The sequence below is a fragment of the Burkholderia sp. Cy-637 genome (genome assembly GCF_011753175.1).
Taxonomy (GTDB): Bacteria; Pseudomonadota; Gammaproteobacteria; order Burkholderiales; family Burkholderiaceae; genus Burkholderia; species Burkholderia gladioli.
The window spans coordinates 21,002-36,814 of record NZ_VWWC01000007.1 but is presented as its reverse complement, the minus strand read 5'-3'; the positions used below and the strand labels follow the sequence as shown (position 1 = coordinate 36,814).

Annotated in this window: 13 protein-coding genes; 5 read left to right on the top strand and 8 right to left on the bottom strand. The window is 64.4% G+C overall.

What is annotated here, in order from left to right:
* Nucleotides 1–91: 91 nt before the first annotated feature.
* The 4 genes from dnaG to F3J10_RS03790 form a co-directional block, all read right to left on the bottom strand.
* On the bottom strand, nt 92–1,972 hold the full coding sequence (gene dnaG, locus F3J10_RS03805; protein WP_167233711.1) for a DNA primase: 1,881 nt from the start codon (nt 1,970–1,972) through the stop codon (nt 92–94).
* Between the two features lie 52 nt (nt 1,973–2,024).
* The gene (locus F3J10_RS03800) at nt 2,025–2,471 is read right to left on the bottom strand and encodes a GatB/YqeY domain-containing protein (protein ID WP_167241098.1); all 447 of its coding nucleotides are present in this window, start codon (nt 2,469–2,471) and stop codon (nt 2,025–2,027) included.
* A 188-nt stretch (nt 2,472–2,659) separates the two neighbouring features.
* Nucleotides 2,660–2,872 (bottom strand): 30S ribosomal protein S21, encoded by a 213-nt coding sequence (gene rpsU, locus F3J10_RS03795; protein ID WP_006479415.1) that lies wholly within the window; start codon nt 2,870–2,872, stop codon nt 2,660–2,662.
* A 79-nt stretch (nt 2,873–2,951) separates the two neighbouring features.
* Nucleotides 2,952–4,280, bottom strand: a complete 1,329-nt coding sequence (locus F3J10_RS03790; RefSeq protein ID WP_275691667.1) for an NAD(P)/FAD-dependent oxidoreductase — start codon at nt 4,278–4,280, stop codon at nt 2,952–2,954.
* Between F3J10_RS03790 and tsaD the strand changes: the two genes are divergently transcribed.
* The 4 genes from tsaD (at nt 4,279) to F3J10_RS03770 (ending at nt 10,087) form a co-directional block, all read left to right on the top strand.
* Complete coding sequence (gene tsaD, locus F3J10_RS03785; protein ID WP_036055744.1) at nt 4,279–5,319, top strand: tRNA (adenosine(37)-N6)-threonylcarbamoyltransferase complex transferase subunit TsaD; 1,041 nt, start codon at nt 4,279–4,281, stop codon at nt 5,317–5,319. The genes F3J10_RS03790 and tsaD overlap by 2 nt on opposite strands.
* A 196-nt stretch (nt 5,320–5,515) precedes the next feature.
* Nucleotides 5,516–6,373, top strand: a complete 858-nt coding sequence (locus F3J10_RS03780; protein ID WP_167241093.1) for a DUF4123 domain-containing protein — start codon at nt 5,516–5,518, stop codon at nt 6,371–6,373.
* Nucleotides 6,374–6,416: 43 nt separating this feature from the next.
* Nucleotides 6,417–8,993 carry a T6SS effector BTH_I2691 family protein gene (locus F3J10_RS03775; RefSeq protein WP_167241091.1) on the top strand — a complete coding sequence of 859 codons (2,577 nt, stop codon included), beginning with the start codon at nt 6,417–6,419 and terminating at the stop codon, nt 8,991–8,993.
* Between the two features lie 2 nt (nt 8,994–8,995).
* Nucleotides 8,996–10,087 carry a DUF6708 domain-containing protein gene (locus tag F3J10_RS03770; protein ID WP_167241089.1) on the top strand — a complete coding sequence of 364 codons (1,092 nt, stop codon included), beginning with the start codon at nt 8,996–8,998 and terminating at the stop codon, nt 10,085–10,087.
* Nucleotides 10,088–10,218: 131 nt separating this feature from the next.
* Here the strand turns inward: F3J10_RS03770 and folE2 are convergent, their stop codons facing one another.
* The 4 genes from folE2 to F3J10_RS03750 form a co-directional block, all read right to left on the bottom strand.
* Nucleotides 10,219–11,025, bottom strand: coding sequence for a GTP cyclohydrolase FolE2 (folE2, locus tag F3J10_RS03765; RefSeq protein WP_013690889.1), 807 nt, complete (start codon nt 11,023–11,025; stop codon nt 10,219–10,221).
* 163 nt (nt 11,026–11,188) lie between these two features.
* Nucleotides 11,189–13,093: a 1-deoxy-D-xylulose-5-phosphate synthase gene (gene dxs, locus F3J10_RS03760; protein WP_167233559.1), complete on the bottom strand. Its 1,905-nt coding sequence runs from the start codon at nt 13,091–13,093 to the stop codon at nt 11,189–11,191.
* Between the two features lie 86 nt (nt 13,094–13,179).
* Nucleotides 13,180–14,064, bottom strand: coding sequence for a farnesyl diphosphate synthase (locus tag F3J10_RS03755; protein WP_013690891.1), 885 nt, complete (start codon nt 14,062–14,064; stop codon nt 13,180–13,182).
* Complete coding sequence (locus tag F3J10_RS03750) at nt 14,061–14,354, bottom strand: exodeoxyribonuclease VII small subunit (protein ID WP_025100639.1); 294 nt, start codon at nt 14,352–14,354, stop codon at nt 14,061–14,063. The genes F3J10_RS03755 and F3J10_RS03750 overlap by 4 nt, the downstream gene beginning before the upstream one ends.
* Nucleotides 14,355–14,622: 268 nt before the next feature.
* Between F3J10_RS03750 and F3J10_RS03745 the strand changes: the two genes are divergently transcribed.
* Nucleotides 14,623–15,729, top strand: coding sequence for an aromatic ring-hydroxylating dioxygenase subunit alpha (locus F3J10_RS03745; protein WP_025100638.1), 1,107 nt, complete (start codon nt 14,623–14,625; stop codon nt 15,727–15,729).
* The last annotated feature ends 84 nt before the right edge of the window (nt 15,730–15,813 follow it).

The window sequence follows — 15,813 nt, the reverse complement described above, 5'->3', positions numbered from 1 at the left end:
ATCTCGCCTTTGTGCTTAGAAAACAAACCGCTGAAAACCTTGTATTATAGCACGTTGGGGTAAGCCTCTCGCCTACCCCGTTGTTCCTCGTTTACAGTCCCAGTTTTGCCTTCATGTCCGTGCGCGCCCGATTGAGCGCCATCAGCTCGGTCAATTCCTCTGGAGAATGCGTCGACTGGCGCGACAACTGGTTCAGCCGGTCGTTGCAGGCGTCGTAGCGCATCTTCAGCACGGCGGCCTTCAGTTCCTCCCCCGCGATCCGTTCGCGCTCGCGCACGGCCTCCTGGCCGGCCTCGTCCTCGGGGCTTTGCAGCAGCAGCTCCCGGACGTTTTCATCATAGTCGAGAATTTCGCGGAAGATTTCGTCGTAGGTTTCGGCGTTCGTCGTATTGCGGAGAACGTCGGACAACAGCCGGAATTCGGCCGCATCGCCCAGCTCCCGCGACATCGCCAACACCTCGTCGAATAGCTCCCCATTTCTCGGCAGGCCACGCAGGGTCGCAACATCATCCTCGTCGAGCACGGTCACGATGCGCGGGTACATCACCAGGTTGCGCAGCGTGCGCTTCTCGTGGTCGGTCACGCGGCGCCGGTCGGCGCGCGCGGGCGCCTGGCGGGCCGGCGCGGCGATCCGCGCGTCGACGTCGCTCAGCCCCGCCACTTCCTCGAACGGGATGTTCAGGCGATCGGCGAACATGTGCATGATCTGCGCGCGCAAGGCATTGGCCGGCAAGGCCTGCAGCAGCGGCTTCGCCTCGAACAGCGCCTTGGCGCGCCCTTCCGGTTGGTCGAGTTCCTTGCCGGCGATCGCCTCGTTGAGCAGGAACTGCGACAACGGCATGGCGCGGCGCACCTGGTCCGAGAACGCCTCGGCGCCGAATTCGCGCACGTAGCTGTCGGGATCGTGCTCGGTCGGCAGGAACAGGAAACGGATCGTGCGATTGTCGGCCGCGTGCGGCAGGCAGGCCTCGAGCGCGCGGCGCGCGGCGCGGCGGCCGGCCGCGTCGCCGTCGAAGCTGAACACCACCGTGTCGGTCTGCCTGAGCAGCTTCTGCACGTGGATCGGCGTGCAGGCCGTGCCGAGCGTGGCCACCGCGTTCGGGAAGCCGAGCTGGGCGAGCGCCACCACGTCCATGTAGCCCTCCACCACCAGCGCGTACTTCTGGTCGCGGATCGCGAGGCGCGCCTCGAACAGCCCGTACAGCTCGCTGCCCTTGTTGAACAGCGGCGTCTCGGGCGAGTTGAGGTACTTCGGCTCGCCCGAATCGAGCACGCGGCCGCCGAAGCCGATCACATTGCCCTTGACGTTGCGGATCGGGAACATGATCCGCTCGCGGAAGCGATCGTAGCGGCGCGCGGTGCCCTGCGCGTCGGTCTTCTCGCTGACGATCACCAGGCCCGCGTCGACCAGCGTGTCGGCGCGGTAGTCCTCGAAGGCCGTCTCGAGGTTCTGCCAGCCATCGGGCGCGTAACCGAGCCCGAAGCGCATCGCGATCTCGCCGGTCAGGCCGCGCTTCTTCAGGTACTGGATCGCATTGGTCGCGCCGCGCAACTGCTTGCGGTAATAGTCGCTGGCCGTCTGCATCACGTCGGTCAGCGCGGTGGTGACCGATTTCGAGGCGGCGGGCAGCGAGCTGCCCTCGCCGCCGTAGCCGCCCCCGCCTCCGCCGCGCATCGAGGGCTCGTGCGGGACGGTCAGGCCGACCGACTGCGCGAGCTCCTGCACGGCCTCGGGGAAGCTGAGCCCGGCATGCTCCATCAGGAAGCCGATCGCGGTGCCGTGGGCGCCGCAGCCGAAGCAGTGATAGAACTGCTTGGTCGGACTGACGGTGAACGACGGGCTCTTCTCGTTGTGGAACGGGCAGAGCCCCATGAAATTGGCGCCGCCCTTCTTGAGCTGGACGAAGCGGCCCACCACGTCGACGATATCGACGCGGTTCAGCAGATCCTGGAGAAAGGAACTCGGAATCACGATACAGGCGTGGACAGGAACCGGCGGACGCCGCAAGGCGCCCGCCCGACGCTCACTTCGACAGGGCGGCCTTGACGCTCGCGGACACGGCCGTCATGTCGGCCTTGCCGGCCAGCTTGGCCTTCAGCACGCCCATCACCTTGCCCATGTCCTGCGGGCCGGCCGCGCCCACCTCGACGATCGCGCTCTGCACCGCGTCGGCCACCTCGGCCTCCGAGAGCTGCGCCGGCATGTAGGCAACCAGCACCGCCACTTCCGACTGCTCCTGCGCGACCAGGTCGTCGCGGCCGGCGGCCTGGAACTGGGTGATCGAATCCTTGCGCTGCTTGAGCATCTTGTCGACCACGGCCACCACGCCGGCGTCGTCGATCGTGATGCGCTCGTCCACCTCGCGCTGCTTGATCGCGGCCAGCAGCAGGCGGATCGTGGCGAGCCGCGCGCTGTCCTTCGCGCGCATCGCGGCCTTCATGTCTTCGCTGATCTGGTCTTTCAAACTCATTGCTTCACCCGGAGAGAAAAAATACGGAATGCCCGAGCGCCCGGGCATCAACACAAAAACCCGCTTGAGAGCTTGCTCAAGCGGGTTTGCTCGAATTCGGCATCGACAGCCCGCTGCGTGGGACTACCGGCGCGCCGCCTGGCCAAGCTGCGGCGCCTGAGATGTGAGGGGTGGGTGACGACCCGCGTTCAGTAGAGCTTTTTCGGCAGCGTCTGGCTGCGGATGCGCTTGTAGTGCCGCTTCACCGCGGCTGCCTTCTTGCGCTTGCGCTCGGCCGTCGGCTTTTCGTAGAACTCGCGGGCGCGAAGTTCGGTCAGCAGACCGTTCTTCTCGATCGTCCGCTTGAAGCGGCGCATCGCGACTTCGAAAGGCTCGTTTTCTTTAACGCGAATGATCGTCATGACCCGTCACTGAAAAAGGGAAACCACGGAAGAAAGGTTTCCGAGTATAGCAGACGCGTTGCACAAACGCACTAGCACGTCAAGCGCCGCGAGCCAGTTCCGCTGCCGCCTGCCCCGCCGCCACGCCCGAGGCCCAGGCCCACTGGAAGTTGTAGCCGCCGAGCCAGCCGGTCACGTCGACCGATTCGCCGATGAAAAATAGTCCCGGAACGCGCGCGCTCATCATCGTCGACGAGGACAGCTCGCGCGTATCGACGCCGCCCTTGGTCACCTCGGCCTTCTTGTAGCCCTCGGTGCCGTCGGGCACCAGACTCCAGCGCGACAGCGCGCCGCCGACCTGGCGCAGCGTCTTGTCGGGCAGGTCGGCCAGGCGCGCGTCGGCCGCGACGCGCTGGGTATCGAGCCAGGCCTGGGCCAGCCGCGCCGGTACCCATTCCGACAGCAGCGCGCCGATCTGCCGCTTCGAGCCGGACTTGGCGGCCAGCAGCGCCTCGCTCGCGTCCTCGCGCGGCAGCAGGTCGACATGGATCGGCTCGCCCGGCTTCCAGTAGCTCGAGATCTGCAGGATGCCGGGGCCGGACAGGCCGCGATGCGTGAGCAGCAGGTCCTCGACGAATTCCGCACCGTCCTTTTTGCCGCCGGTCGCCACGCGCACCTCCAGCGACAGGCCCGAGAGCGCCGCGAACGGCGCCCAGTCGGCCGAGGCGAACGTCAGCGGCACCAGCGCGGGGCGCGTGTCGATCAGCTTGTGGCCGAACTGCTTGGCCAGCCGGTAGGCGAAATCGGTGGCGCCGATCTTGGGGATCGACAGGCCGCCCGTGGCGATGATCAGCGCGCGCGCGTTGATCGCGCCGGCGCTGGTGTCGAGCGTGAAGCCGCTGTCGTCGGCATGGCGCACCGCCTCGACCGAGACGGGACGCCGCCAGGCGATGCGCCCCGCGTCGCATTCGGCGCGCAGCACGTCGATGATGCCCTCGCTGAGCTGGTCGCAGAACAACTGGCCCTTGTGCTTCTCGTGCCAGGTGATGCGGTGGCGCGTGAGCAGCGCCAGGAAGTCGCGCGGCGTGTAGCGCGCCAGCGCCGATCGGCAGAAACGCGGGTTCTGCGACAGGTAGTTCTCCGGCCCCGCGTTGAGATTGGTGAAATTGCAGCGGCCGCCGCCCGAGATGCGGATCTTCTCGGCCAGGCGCGGCGAATGGTCGATCAGCACCACGCGGCGCCCCAGTTGCCCGGCGACGGCCGCGCTCATCATGCCGGCCGCCCCCGCGCCGATCACGGCGATATCGAAATTTTCCATGGCGCGGATTGTAACCGCCCGGCAAGCCGCGCCCGGCGCCGACCGGCCTCTCACTGCTATACTGCCCGGTTGCCAATGCTGATCCGGCTGCCCAGCCGCCCCACCGACCATGCTTGTCCTCGGCATCGAAAGCTCGTGCGACGAAACCGGCCTCGCGCTCTACGACACGCAGCGCGGCCTCGTCTCCCATGCGCTCCACTCGCAGATCGCGATGCACCGCGAATACGGCGGCGTGGTACCCGAACTCGCCTCGCGCGACCATATCCGCCGCGCGCTGCCGCTGCTCGAGCAGGTGTTCGCCGAAGGCGGCGTGACGCGCGAGCAAGTCGACGCGATCGCATTCACGCAAGGGCCCGGCCTCGCGGGCGCGCTGCTGGTCGGCGCGAGCATCGCGAACGCGCTGGCGATGGCCTGGGACAAGCCCACGGTCGGCATCCATCATCTCGAAGGCCACCTGCTCTCGCCGCTACTGGTCGAGGCGCCGCCGCCGTTTCCGTTCGTCGCGCTGCTGGTGTCGGGCGGCCATACGCAGCTGATGCGCGTGACCGACGTCGGCGTCTACGAGACGCTCGGCGAAACGCTCGACGACGCGGCCGGCGAAGCCTTCGACAAGACCGCCAAGCTGATCGGCCTCGGCTACCCGGGCGGCCCCGAGGTGTCGAAGCTGGCCGAGCGCGGCACGCCCGGCGCGGTCGCGCTGCCGCGGCCGATGCTGCATTCGGGCGATCTCGACTTCAGCTTCAGCGGCCTGAAGACGGCGGTGCTCACGCAGATGAAGAAGATCGAGGCCGGCGGCGCGACGGGCGAGGCGCTCGAGGCGGCCAAGGCCGACCTGGCGCGCGGTTTCGTCGATGCGGCGGTGGATGTGCTGGTCGCGAAATCGCTGGCGGCGCTGAAGCAGACCCGGCTCAAGCGCCTGGTGGTGGCCGGCGGCGTGGGCGCGAACCGGCAACTGCGCGCGGCGCTGTCGGCGGCCGCGAAGAAGCGCGGTTTCGAGGTGCATTACCCCGATCTCGCGCTGTGCACCGACAACGGCGCGATGATCGCGCTGGCCGGCGCGCTGCGCCTCGCGCGCTGGCCCGAGCAGGCCAATCGCGACTACGCCTTTACCGTCAAGCCGCGCTGGGACCTGGGTTCGCTGGCGGCTTGAACCTGGCGGCGCCACTCGGCGCCGATTCCAGCGCGCCGGATGCGCACCAAGCGCGTTATCGCCACTCAAAAAAATGGCGGTGAACGAGATCGCATAATCAGATGGATTCTGATTATTCAGATGCCGGCGATTTTGATTCCCTGATAGACCCGAAAACCACCTGATATTTCCATGCCCGATCGATACGATCGGCCGCATGGTTTTCGTCGTTCCCCGTGGCTATATTCCCCTCGCACATCAAGTTCACGACGTCGCCGTGGTTCTTGCCGAACTTCCGGCGCGAGGGAAAGCCATCATCGCCATGCCGCATTCCACGCAAAACTTAAGAGAACTGAAGTTCGATTGTTCCGGCGTCCCGCCTCACGGCTTCCTGTTGATCGATCCCGTCACTCGGATCGATACCCCCGAGCTTTCCGAATTCGACGGACAGCCCTGTGTGCCGCGTGTACTGGCACATCGTGAAGAATGCATGCCGCAGCTGGTCGATATCGCCGCCCTCGACGACCGGGCAAGAACCCTGGCAACCCAATATCTGCTTGCCGAGAGGCATGTCGAACGAGCCCCCGTGATCTGTGCCTGGCTCGACAGCGAAGCAAGCGGCGATGCGATCAGGGAACACATCGCGAACCACCTCGTCGGCCCCGGCGCTGAAGGCCCGGACGTTTTCTGGCGCTTTTACGATCCTCGCGTGATGAGCCTGGCACTCGCAGTCCTGGATCCCCCGCAACGACAAGCGCTGCTCGGACCGGTGACATCGTGGACGTTTCCGTGGGCGGGACATTACTGGTGCGTCGAGACGAGCGGCAACAGGCGTGCCGCCGTCGATGCATCGTCCGGGTGGCCGCGCCCGGACCAATGGCCTCGTATCGACCGCAGCGATCTTGCCGACCGGATCGTGCGCCGGCGCCTCGCTTTTTCAATCGATCACCTCGCACATCTCCCCAGCACCCTGGATCGGATGTTTTGCGAAGCGGTGCGTCAGGGAATCACGAGTCCCGACGCACTCGTCGATTACGCGCTGCATCGCCTGCGACAAGCGTTCCTTGTTCCCTGATCCAGCATCACGGCGCTCCAGCCGGCTACCGAGGATGCCTTTCATGCCAGCCCGCAAAGCTTGCCCAATGTGTGATCGCCAGTCATTGCTGATCCATCCGGTTCGCTACGCAATCGCGTGCCCGCGCGGCGCGGACAAGGCCCCGCCCTTGTCCGGCAATTTCCGGATCGACGATCGCGCGCCGCAATCCGTCGCCTCCGCCCGATACACCTTGCGTGCATTGCGCGGCGGGTATCTCTATACCTACGACGAGAAACGCAAGAAACTGCGCGCCTACATGGTGCTCGACAACGGCATCCTCTGGCGCTTCCCTGCCGACACCCAGCCACCGCCCGGCGACACACCAGACCGGTTCATTCGGCAGATATGCCCCACCAGCGACGAGGCCTACGACTCCTATGGTCGATGCGTGGATGTGCTGCATACCTCCGGCAGCGACGAGGCGACCAAGCTCTGGATCGGCTGGTCCAATGTTCGCTGGACTCGGCGGATCGTCTACGACAAGGTGGAAAGCGAAGCGTGGCGCATGCAGCACATGCAGTGCATCGATATTCCGGCCATGCTCGCCGGCGACGCCGGCGACGCGGGCGACACGGGCGAGTTCCAGGCGTCACATCGGCAGATCGCGCATTTCGCGATGGACGACCAGGCGATGACGGAGGCTTTCTCGTTCAGCAATCAGCCTGTCCAATACGAGACTCGCATAGGCCGCAGCCATGCGGCCAAACGTATCGGCGACGCGATGGCGGAATCGCCGAACAAGAAAGGTTTCGTGGTCGCGGTCAATGATCCGTTGGGCATCACCAACGATCTCGCGGAATTGACGGTTCCCAGCCTGCACAACGGCTTCGACGAACAGATCTACTGGAAATCCATCTCGGCACAGTTGCTGGAGCGCGCGGAAGCCGGCATACGCGCCAACGCGCGAGCTACGGCCGGCTTGACGTATGGCGTGTCAAGGACGATTGCGGAGGCCAACGCCGTCAACACGAAGATCGGACGTCCCGTATCGGCGGATGCAATGGGAGCTTTTCATGTGCTGCGCCGGTGGATCAAGACAGGAAGCCTCGAGAAGGCCGTGAAAGAGGAAACGAAGAAAGCGAGCGATATTCCCGCAACCCAGGAGGATGCGGCCAACGAAGCTTGGGAGGAGGCTTCGACCAGGGTTGGCGCGGACGGCAAGCGAGTCAACGTGATCGATTCAGAGGCCCTGAAGCGCTTCCCGCAGGAATATCAACAAGCGCTCGATGCGTTCAGGCCGACATGGGAAGCCCTCGTGCAGGCTCATGCCGACTGGTTGAAATCGCTGCTGCTGGCCGAATGGATGGCAGGCAACCATGACGTGAAGGACTTGCGCAGCGGTTATGCCTACAGCGAATCCTGCGCGCAGGCGATCGGTGCCGCCGCAGGTACCGAAGCCTGCAAGAAGGTGCTCGACGACTGGCTGAACGGCCAGGCTTCGGATATCAGGAATCTGTATGCGCGGGCCCTGATGTTCAATCATGAGGCGTTGATGAAGGCGGCGGACGCGCATGTCCATGCTTCGGATATCCCGTACGAAAATTTCCTGAATATCTACAAGCTGGCCTTCGACCAGATCAAGGATCTGGGCAACGCCGCGAACTTGCGTGACAGGCTAGTGGTCACGACGGCCAATCAAGTCGTCAATGTATTGACGAAGGCTGCACACGGTTCTGCGGTGGGTTTCATCACGATCCGCCTGGCGATGCAATCGGGTGTTCGGATCAAGCGATCGGCAGCCAGCAAGCTCGCGATACGCGATTGGACATTGGAGCAGGCCAAAGCGCTGGAAGTGAAGCTGGATGGCGATCGGACCAGTCAGCGGGCAGCCGCCACGCAGGTCGGCAAGCAGGTCCTGAGGGCGGCGCCCGCGACGGACATGAATATCGTCGCCTACGAGATGGACGTCGATGCGTTGGTGAAGAACGGGAAACTCGAGGCCGGCGCGATCAAGGCGATCAGGGTGCCAGGGGTGGACGCGACGAAGAGATGGCTCGGATCGTCCAAGGATTTCAATCTCGGCATCGTGACGATGATTTTCCAGCTTGTGACGCTGACATTCGCAGCCAAGGAATGGGAAGGCCGTGATCGATTCACTCATGACGAAGCGGAGTTGAAGCTTGCCGGTGCCGTTGTATCGATTCTTGGAACGGTTGTCGAGACGGCTTCGGCAACGATCGCGAAGGCGCCTGCTCACCCGCTGTCGACGTTCATGATGAAGCAGTGGGCGAGAGCAAGTGAATGGGCCGGAGTCGGCATTCGGTTCGGACAAGGACTCAGCGCTATCGGCGGCATATGTTTTGCAACTTACGACGCATTAGACAAAGCGCCCGAGGCGTTTACCAACAACAATTCCCAACTGGGATGGTTATATCTCTCGAGCGGAACATTAGGAACATACATCTCCGTCGCACCGCTTTTCAGCCTCCCACTTTTTTGGACGACATTCATCGCATCGATATTACTCAGCATCGCAATCGCGATTTGCAGACAATCAGCAATCGCGGAGTGGATATCGAGAAGCAAGTTCAGCAAGGACAACCACTATCAATCGCTTGACGATGAAATCAAAGCTTTTCATTTCTCAATAGAAGGGTAGCAATGGACGAACTCGCGATGAAAAGCTGTATCGGCAAACCCATACCAGAATGGGACATAACACACCGATTGAGCATTGATCAGCCCGTCGGACCATCCTTACAGGATTTTGGCGCCACGTTTCGAATAAATTCAAACCACATGGATGCAACTGAACCATCCTTCCTGGACAAACAGTGGTCTATTACGGGAGTTGCCTTGTCCGTCATTGCCACTGGATTGGGCCCATATGCCTATTGGCTTACCAACGTACGCCATCCCTACGCTGGAGGATTAATCGGAAACATGTTTTCCGCCGGCGTTTCCTTGGTGTTTGCAACCATTGCCTGGAAATTCGGCCACGTCCTATTTTTCAGCCTGCGCTACAGGCCAGTTCGATTCCATCGCCAAGATCGCAAAATCTACGCAATCCGCTCCCGACGTTACTTCGCGAAACCCGGCGAAGGCGACATGGTCTGGGAAGCCCCCTGGTCGACCGAATCGATCTTCTGCCTACATCGGGAGCACACATCGTTCGGCACCATTTTCCACATCCGACACTACACGCTCGACGACAACGGCAACGTCGCACGCGTGTTCTCGATCGGCCGGGAATGGACCGGCTACCCGCAAATCGACATGGCTCTTGCCCAATGGAACTACTGGTGCACCTACATGAACGATGGACCGGAAGATCTACCCAAACCGATGTTGTTCCTTACCCAGCAAGAAACGCTACGCGAAGCGTTCCTGTTCTCGCTTTACAGCTTCGGCTTGCGTGCCCCGGTCGTCGTCCGGCTGCTGATGATGCCGCTCATCCTCGTCTTCACGGTCATGCGCGTATTCGCAAACGCAACCTGTCGCGCCCCCATCTGGCCTGAAACGATCGAACGCATCTCGAACATCTCCGCCGACGATCCCCACGCCGAACCTCGCCCGGGCACCCCTGTCGGCTGGGGCGACACCATCCTGGCCCAGCAACGCGGCGAATATCCAGACAACCCCCAAGCCCAGGTCAAAAACTGGAACGGGGAAATGGACGAGCAAAGAAACGCCGCTGCATGGATCGAAAATCCGGCCGCGGCCACCCGCCGAACCTCACGAGGCAAGCGGTAAAAGACGACCACGGACGACACGCGATCCCCGTGCCCGCGCCACCCACTCGCCCCAAGGAAAACAAAACCCCTCGTGATGGAAGTCACGAGGGGTTTTGTCCGTCTACCAAGCCCGACGTCAGCCGTCAGCCGTCAGCCGATCCGCTTGTCACGCTCGATCAACGCATACGCGCTGTGATTGTGAATCGACTCGAAGTTCTCGGCCTCGAGCACATAAGCGACAATCCGCTCGTCGGCATTGAGCCGCTGCGCGACATCACGCACCAGATCCTCGACGAACTTGGGATTCTCATAAGCGCGCTCGGTGACGAACTTCTCGTCGGGACGCTTGAGCAGCCCCCACAGCTCGCAGGAGGCCTCTTCCTCGGCAATCCGAATCAACTCCTCGACGGCCACCTCGCCATCGAGCTCGGCGTCGATCGTCACGTGCGAGCGCTGGTTATGCGCGCCGTACTGCGAGATCTTCTTCGAGCACGGGCATAGGCTCGTCACCGGCACCAGCACCTTCAAGAACAGGCGCGTCGCGCCATTGCGCACCTCGCCGGCCAGCGTCACCTCGTAATCGAGCAGGCTCTTCACCCCCGACACCGGCGCGGTCTTGCTGACGAAATACGGAAACGTCACCTCGATACGCCCGGCCACGGCCTCGAGCTTGTCGAGCATCGATGCCAGCAGCCCCCGCAACGCCTCGGGCCCGAGCGGCTCCCGGTTGTCCTCGAGCAGCGCGACGAAGCGCGACATGTGGGTGCCCTTCTGCTCGGCCGGCAGATGCACGTCGAGGTTCCACGTGCCGACGCTCGGCTGGATCTCGCCGCTCGCGGTGCGCACCGTGAGCGGATGGCGGACCGCCTTCACGCCGACGCGCTGGATCGGGATCTGCCGCGTATCGACCGTGCTCTGCACGTCGGGCATCGCGAAGCCGGGATTCATCTGGTTCATCTTGTTCGAGTCCTTGTCGTCGCGCGACGCGCCGCTTGCGGCACGTGCGCTTCCGCTCGCAAGCGGGGAGCCGGAAAAGCAACATGGGCCCGCAGGCCCATGTGTTCCGTTCCGGAGATACGGGATGCCCGCCCGCCGAACCGGCCGGGCGGCGCCGCGATCCTCAGGCCACGCGCTTCGCCTGGTCGGCGACGCTGTTGGCCTGGTCGAGGAACCGCTCGCGGATCGACTTCGCGATGCCGGCGGCGTCGAGGCCGCACAGCGACAGCAGCTTGGCCGGGTCGCCGTGATCGATGAAGCGGTCGGGCAAGCCCAACTGCAGCACCGGCCGGATCACCCCGCCTTCCATCAAGGCTTCCACGCAAGCCGAGCCCGCGCCGCCCTGAATGCAGCCTTCCTCGACCGTGACGAGGTAGTCGTGCGTCTGCGCGAGTTCGCGCACCAGCTCGGCGTCGATCGGCTTCACGAAGCGCATGTTGGCGACCGTGGCGTCGAGCTCCTCGGCGGCGGCCAGCGACGGCGCGACCATCGTGCCGAAGGCCAGGATCGCGACGCGCTTGCCTTCCGGCTGCGCCGAACGGCGGCGCACCTCGCCCTTGCCGACCGGGATCGCCGTCATCGCCTTCACGGTCGGCACGCCGGCACCGGCGCCGCGCGGATAGCGCACGGCCGTCGGGTTCGGCTGCTGGACCGCCGTGTAGAGCATCTGGCGGCATTCGTCCTCGTCCGACGCGGCCATCACCGTCATGTTCGGGATGCAGCGCAGGAAGGCCAGGTCGTAGGCGCCCGCGTGAGTCGCGCCGTCGGCACCGACCAGGCCGGCGCGATCGATCGCGAACACCACCGGCAGGTTCTGCAGCGCCACGTCGTGGATCAGCTGGTCATAGGCGCGCTGCAGGAAGGTCGAGTAGATCGCGACCACCGGCTTGAGGCCCTCGGTCGCCATGCCGCCGGCGAAGGTCACCGCGTGCTGCTCGGCGATGCCGACGTCGTAATAACGATCCTTGAAGCGCTTCTCGAACTCGACCATGCCCGAGCCCTCGCGCATCGCCGGCGTGATGCCGACCACGCGCGCGTCGAGCTCGGCCATGTCGCACAGCCATTCGCCGAACACCTGCGTGTAGGTCTTCTTGGCGGGCGTGGTCGAGGGCTTGATGCCTTCGGCCGGATTGAACTTGCCCGGGCCGTGGTAGAGCACCGGATCGGCCTCGGCGAGCTTGTAGCCCTGGCCTTTCTTGGTGACCACGTGCAGGAACTGCGGACCGCGCAACTCCTTGATGTTCTGCAGCGTCGGGATCAGCGAGTCGAGGTCGTGACCGTCGATCGGGCCGATGTAGTTGAAGCCGAATTCCTCGAACAGCGTGGCCGGCACCACCATGCCCTTGGCATGCTCCTCGAGCTTGCGCGCGAGCTCGAGCACCGGCGGCGCGACGCTGAGCACCTTCTCCACGCCGGCGCGGGCGGCCGCGTAGAAGCGGCCCGACATCAGGCGCGCCAGGTGGCGGTTCAACGCGCCGACCGGCGGCGAGATCGACATGTCGTTGTCGTTGAGGATCACCAGCAGCTTGGCATCCTCGGACACGCCGGCGTTGTTCATCGCCTCGAAGGCCATGCCGGCCGTCATCGCGCCGTCGCCGATCACGGCGATCGAGAAGCGGTCGTCGCCGTTCAGCTGGCTGGCGAGCGCCATGCCGAGCGCGGCCGAGATCGAGGTGCTCGAATGGGCGGTGCCGAAGGTGTCGTAGACCGATTCCGAGCGACGCGGGAAACCCGAGATCCCGTCGAACTGGCGCAGCGAGTTCATCTGGTCGCGGCGGCCCGTCAGGATCTTGTGCGGATAGGTCTGGTGACCCACGTCCCACACGATGCGATCGTTCGGCGTATTGAAGACGTAATGCAGCGCAAGCGTCAGTTCGACCGTGCCGAGATTGGACGACAAATGGCCGCCCGTCTTCGACACGCTGTCGAGCACGAACGCGCGCAGCTCGTCGGCGAGCGGTTGCAGTTGGCGACGATCGAGGCGGCGCAGGTCCGCGGGGTCGTCGATGGTTTTCAGCAAGTCGTACATCGTCGTTCCATTGTAGGAAATCAAACGCGCCCGCACTCCTTATGCACGCTTCCTGGCGACCGGAAGCGCGGCGGCGGGCTTTCGCGTCAGCTGACCCGGTTCACCACCAGGTCGGCGAGTTCGGCAAGGCGCTGGGCGCGCGCGCCGAACGGTTGCAGCGCCGCGTGCGCGTCGGCGCGCAGTTGCGCGGCCAGCTCGCGCGAGGCATCGAGGCCGATGATCGACACGTAGGTCGGCTTGTTGGCCGCCGCGTCCTTGCCCGCCGTCTTGCCGAGCGTCGCGGAATCGGTCGTCACGTCGAGAATGTCGTCGACTACCTGGAAGGCCAGGCCGATCGCGTCGGCATAGACGTCGAGCGCGCGCATGGTGTCGTCCGACGGCGTCTCGCCGGCGAGCGCGCCCATGCGCACCGCGGCGCGCAGCAGCGCGCCGGTCTTCTTGCGATGCATCGTCTCGAGCTGCTCGCGCGTGAGCATCAGGCCCACGCTGGCCAGGTCGATCGCCTGGCCGCCGGCCATCCCGACCGAGCCGCTCGCCAGCGCCAGTTCGCGCACCAGCGCGGCCTGCTGGACAGCCGTCAGCGCGGCCGCGTCCGTCAGCGCGACGAAGGCCTGCGATTGCAGCGCGTCGCCCACCAGCAGCGCGGTCGGCTCGTCGTACTGGATGTGGACGGTCGGCTTGCCGCGACGCAGCGCGTCGTCGTCCATGCACGGCATGTCGTCATGCACCAGCGAGTAGACGTGGATCATCTCCAGCGCGGCCGAGGCGGCATTGCGCGCGGCCTCGGTCGCCCCCGTCAGCTCGCCCGCGGCGTGGCACAGCAGCGGGCGCACCCGCTTGCCGCCGCCCATCACCGCGTAGCGCATCGCCTCGTGCAGCTTGCCCGGCACCACCGTCTCGGCCGGCAAGTAGTGGCCCAGCGCATCTTCGACGCGCGCCAGCACTGCGCGCATCCATTGTTCGAATGTCATAGATCGTCGTCTTCGCCGTCCGTGGCGCCCGCTCCGTTGGCATGCGGCTTCAGCGTGGCCCCGTCGAGCACACGCACCTGCTGCTCCACCTTGTCGAGTTGTTGTTGGCAAAACGCAACAAGAACCGCCCCACGCCGATAGGCGGCGAGCGAATCCTCGAGGCTCAGTGTCCCGCCCTCCATCCGTGCGACAAGCGTTTCGAGCTCCTCGAGCGCGGTTTCGTAGGAGGCCGGCACCGATTCGGGGCCGGCACCCGACGCCGCAGCGCCCGGAGTTGCGTTTTTCGCCATGGGACGAGGTATCAAATTTAAAAACAAGTCGGACATTCTACGGCAAAAGCGGAATCCAGCACGGCTCGACGTGACCGATCCGCCCCCGCCGGCTTCGCCGCGGCTCCGCCGGCAGGACAAGATGCTGCGGGCCGCGATACGAAATTTGACACAAATCAGGCACTTAACTTACCCCCGGGAAACAGTTCCGGGTATAATCGCCGGTTCCCCTAAATCGATTTTTCGATGGTTGGGTTGTTCACTGCTTTCACGCTTTCCGGGAGTGGGAATGTCCAATCTGAGCGACGCGCTGCAGTTGAAGTCGGCATCCAGCCAGCTTCCAGTCACGGCTTACTTCGATGAGGCGCTGCTCCAGCGCGAAGTCGAAACCCTATTCAAGAAAGGACCTCGCTACGTCGGGCACGAATTGATGGTGCCCGAGGCGGGAGACTATTTTGCCTTGCCTTCCGAGAAGGAAGGCCGCGTGCTCGTGCGCAACCAGGAGTCGCGCATCGAGCTGCTGTCCAACGTCTGCCGCCATCGGCAGGCGATCATGCTGAACGGCCGCGGCCACGCGAACAACATCGTGTGCCCGCTGCACCGCTGGACCTACGATCTCGACGGGCAACTGCTCGGGGCGCCGCATTTCCCCGACAAGCCCTGCCTGAACCTCGGCAAGTCGCCGCTGCAGAACTGGCAGGGGCTGCTGTTCGAGGCCGAGGGCCGCAACGTCGCGCAGGATCTCGCGAACCTCGGCACGCGCCATCACTTCGACTTCTCGGACTATCAGTTCGATCACGTCGAGGTGCACGAGTGCGACTACAACTGGAAGACCTTCATCGAGGTCTACCTCGAGGATTACCACGTCGTCCCGTTCCACCCGGGCCTCGGCAGCTTCGTGTCCTGCGACGATCTCAAATGGGAGTTCGGCGACTGGTACAGCGTGCAGACGGTCGGCGTGCACAACGCGCTCGCCAAGCCGGGCAGCCCGACGTACCAGAAATGGCACGAACAGGTGCTGCGCTTCCGCGACGGCGTGCCGCCCGAGTTCGGCGCGATCTGGATGGTCTACTACCCGGGCCTGATGATCGAGTGGTATCCGCACGTGCTGGTGGTGTCCTGGCTGATCCCGCGCGGGCCGCAGAAGACCACCAACATCGTCGAGTTCTACTACCCCGAGGAGATCGCGCTGTTCGAGCGCGAGTTCGTCGAGGCCGAGCGGGCCGCCTACATGGAAACGGCCGTCGAGGACGACGAGATCGCGATGCGCATGGATGCCGGCCGCCGCGCGCTGATGGAGCGCGGCGAATCGCAGGTCGGGCCGTACCAGAGCCCGATGGAAGACGGCATGCAGCACTTCCACGAATTCCTGCGACGCAAGCTGGGAAGCTTCTGAGGCAGCCGGCAGCGCCGGCATGCCAAACGAAAAAGACGGGCCGTGGCCCGTCTTTTTTTGTTTAGACTGGATGGATCCGGCCGT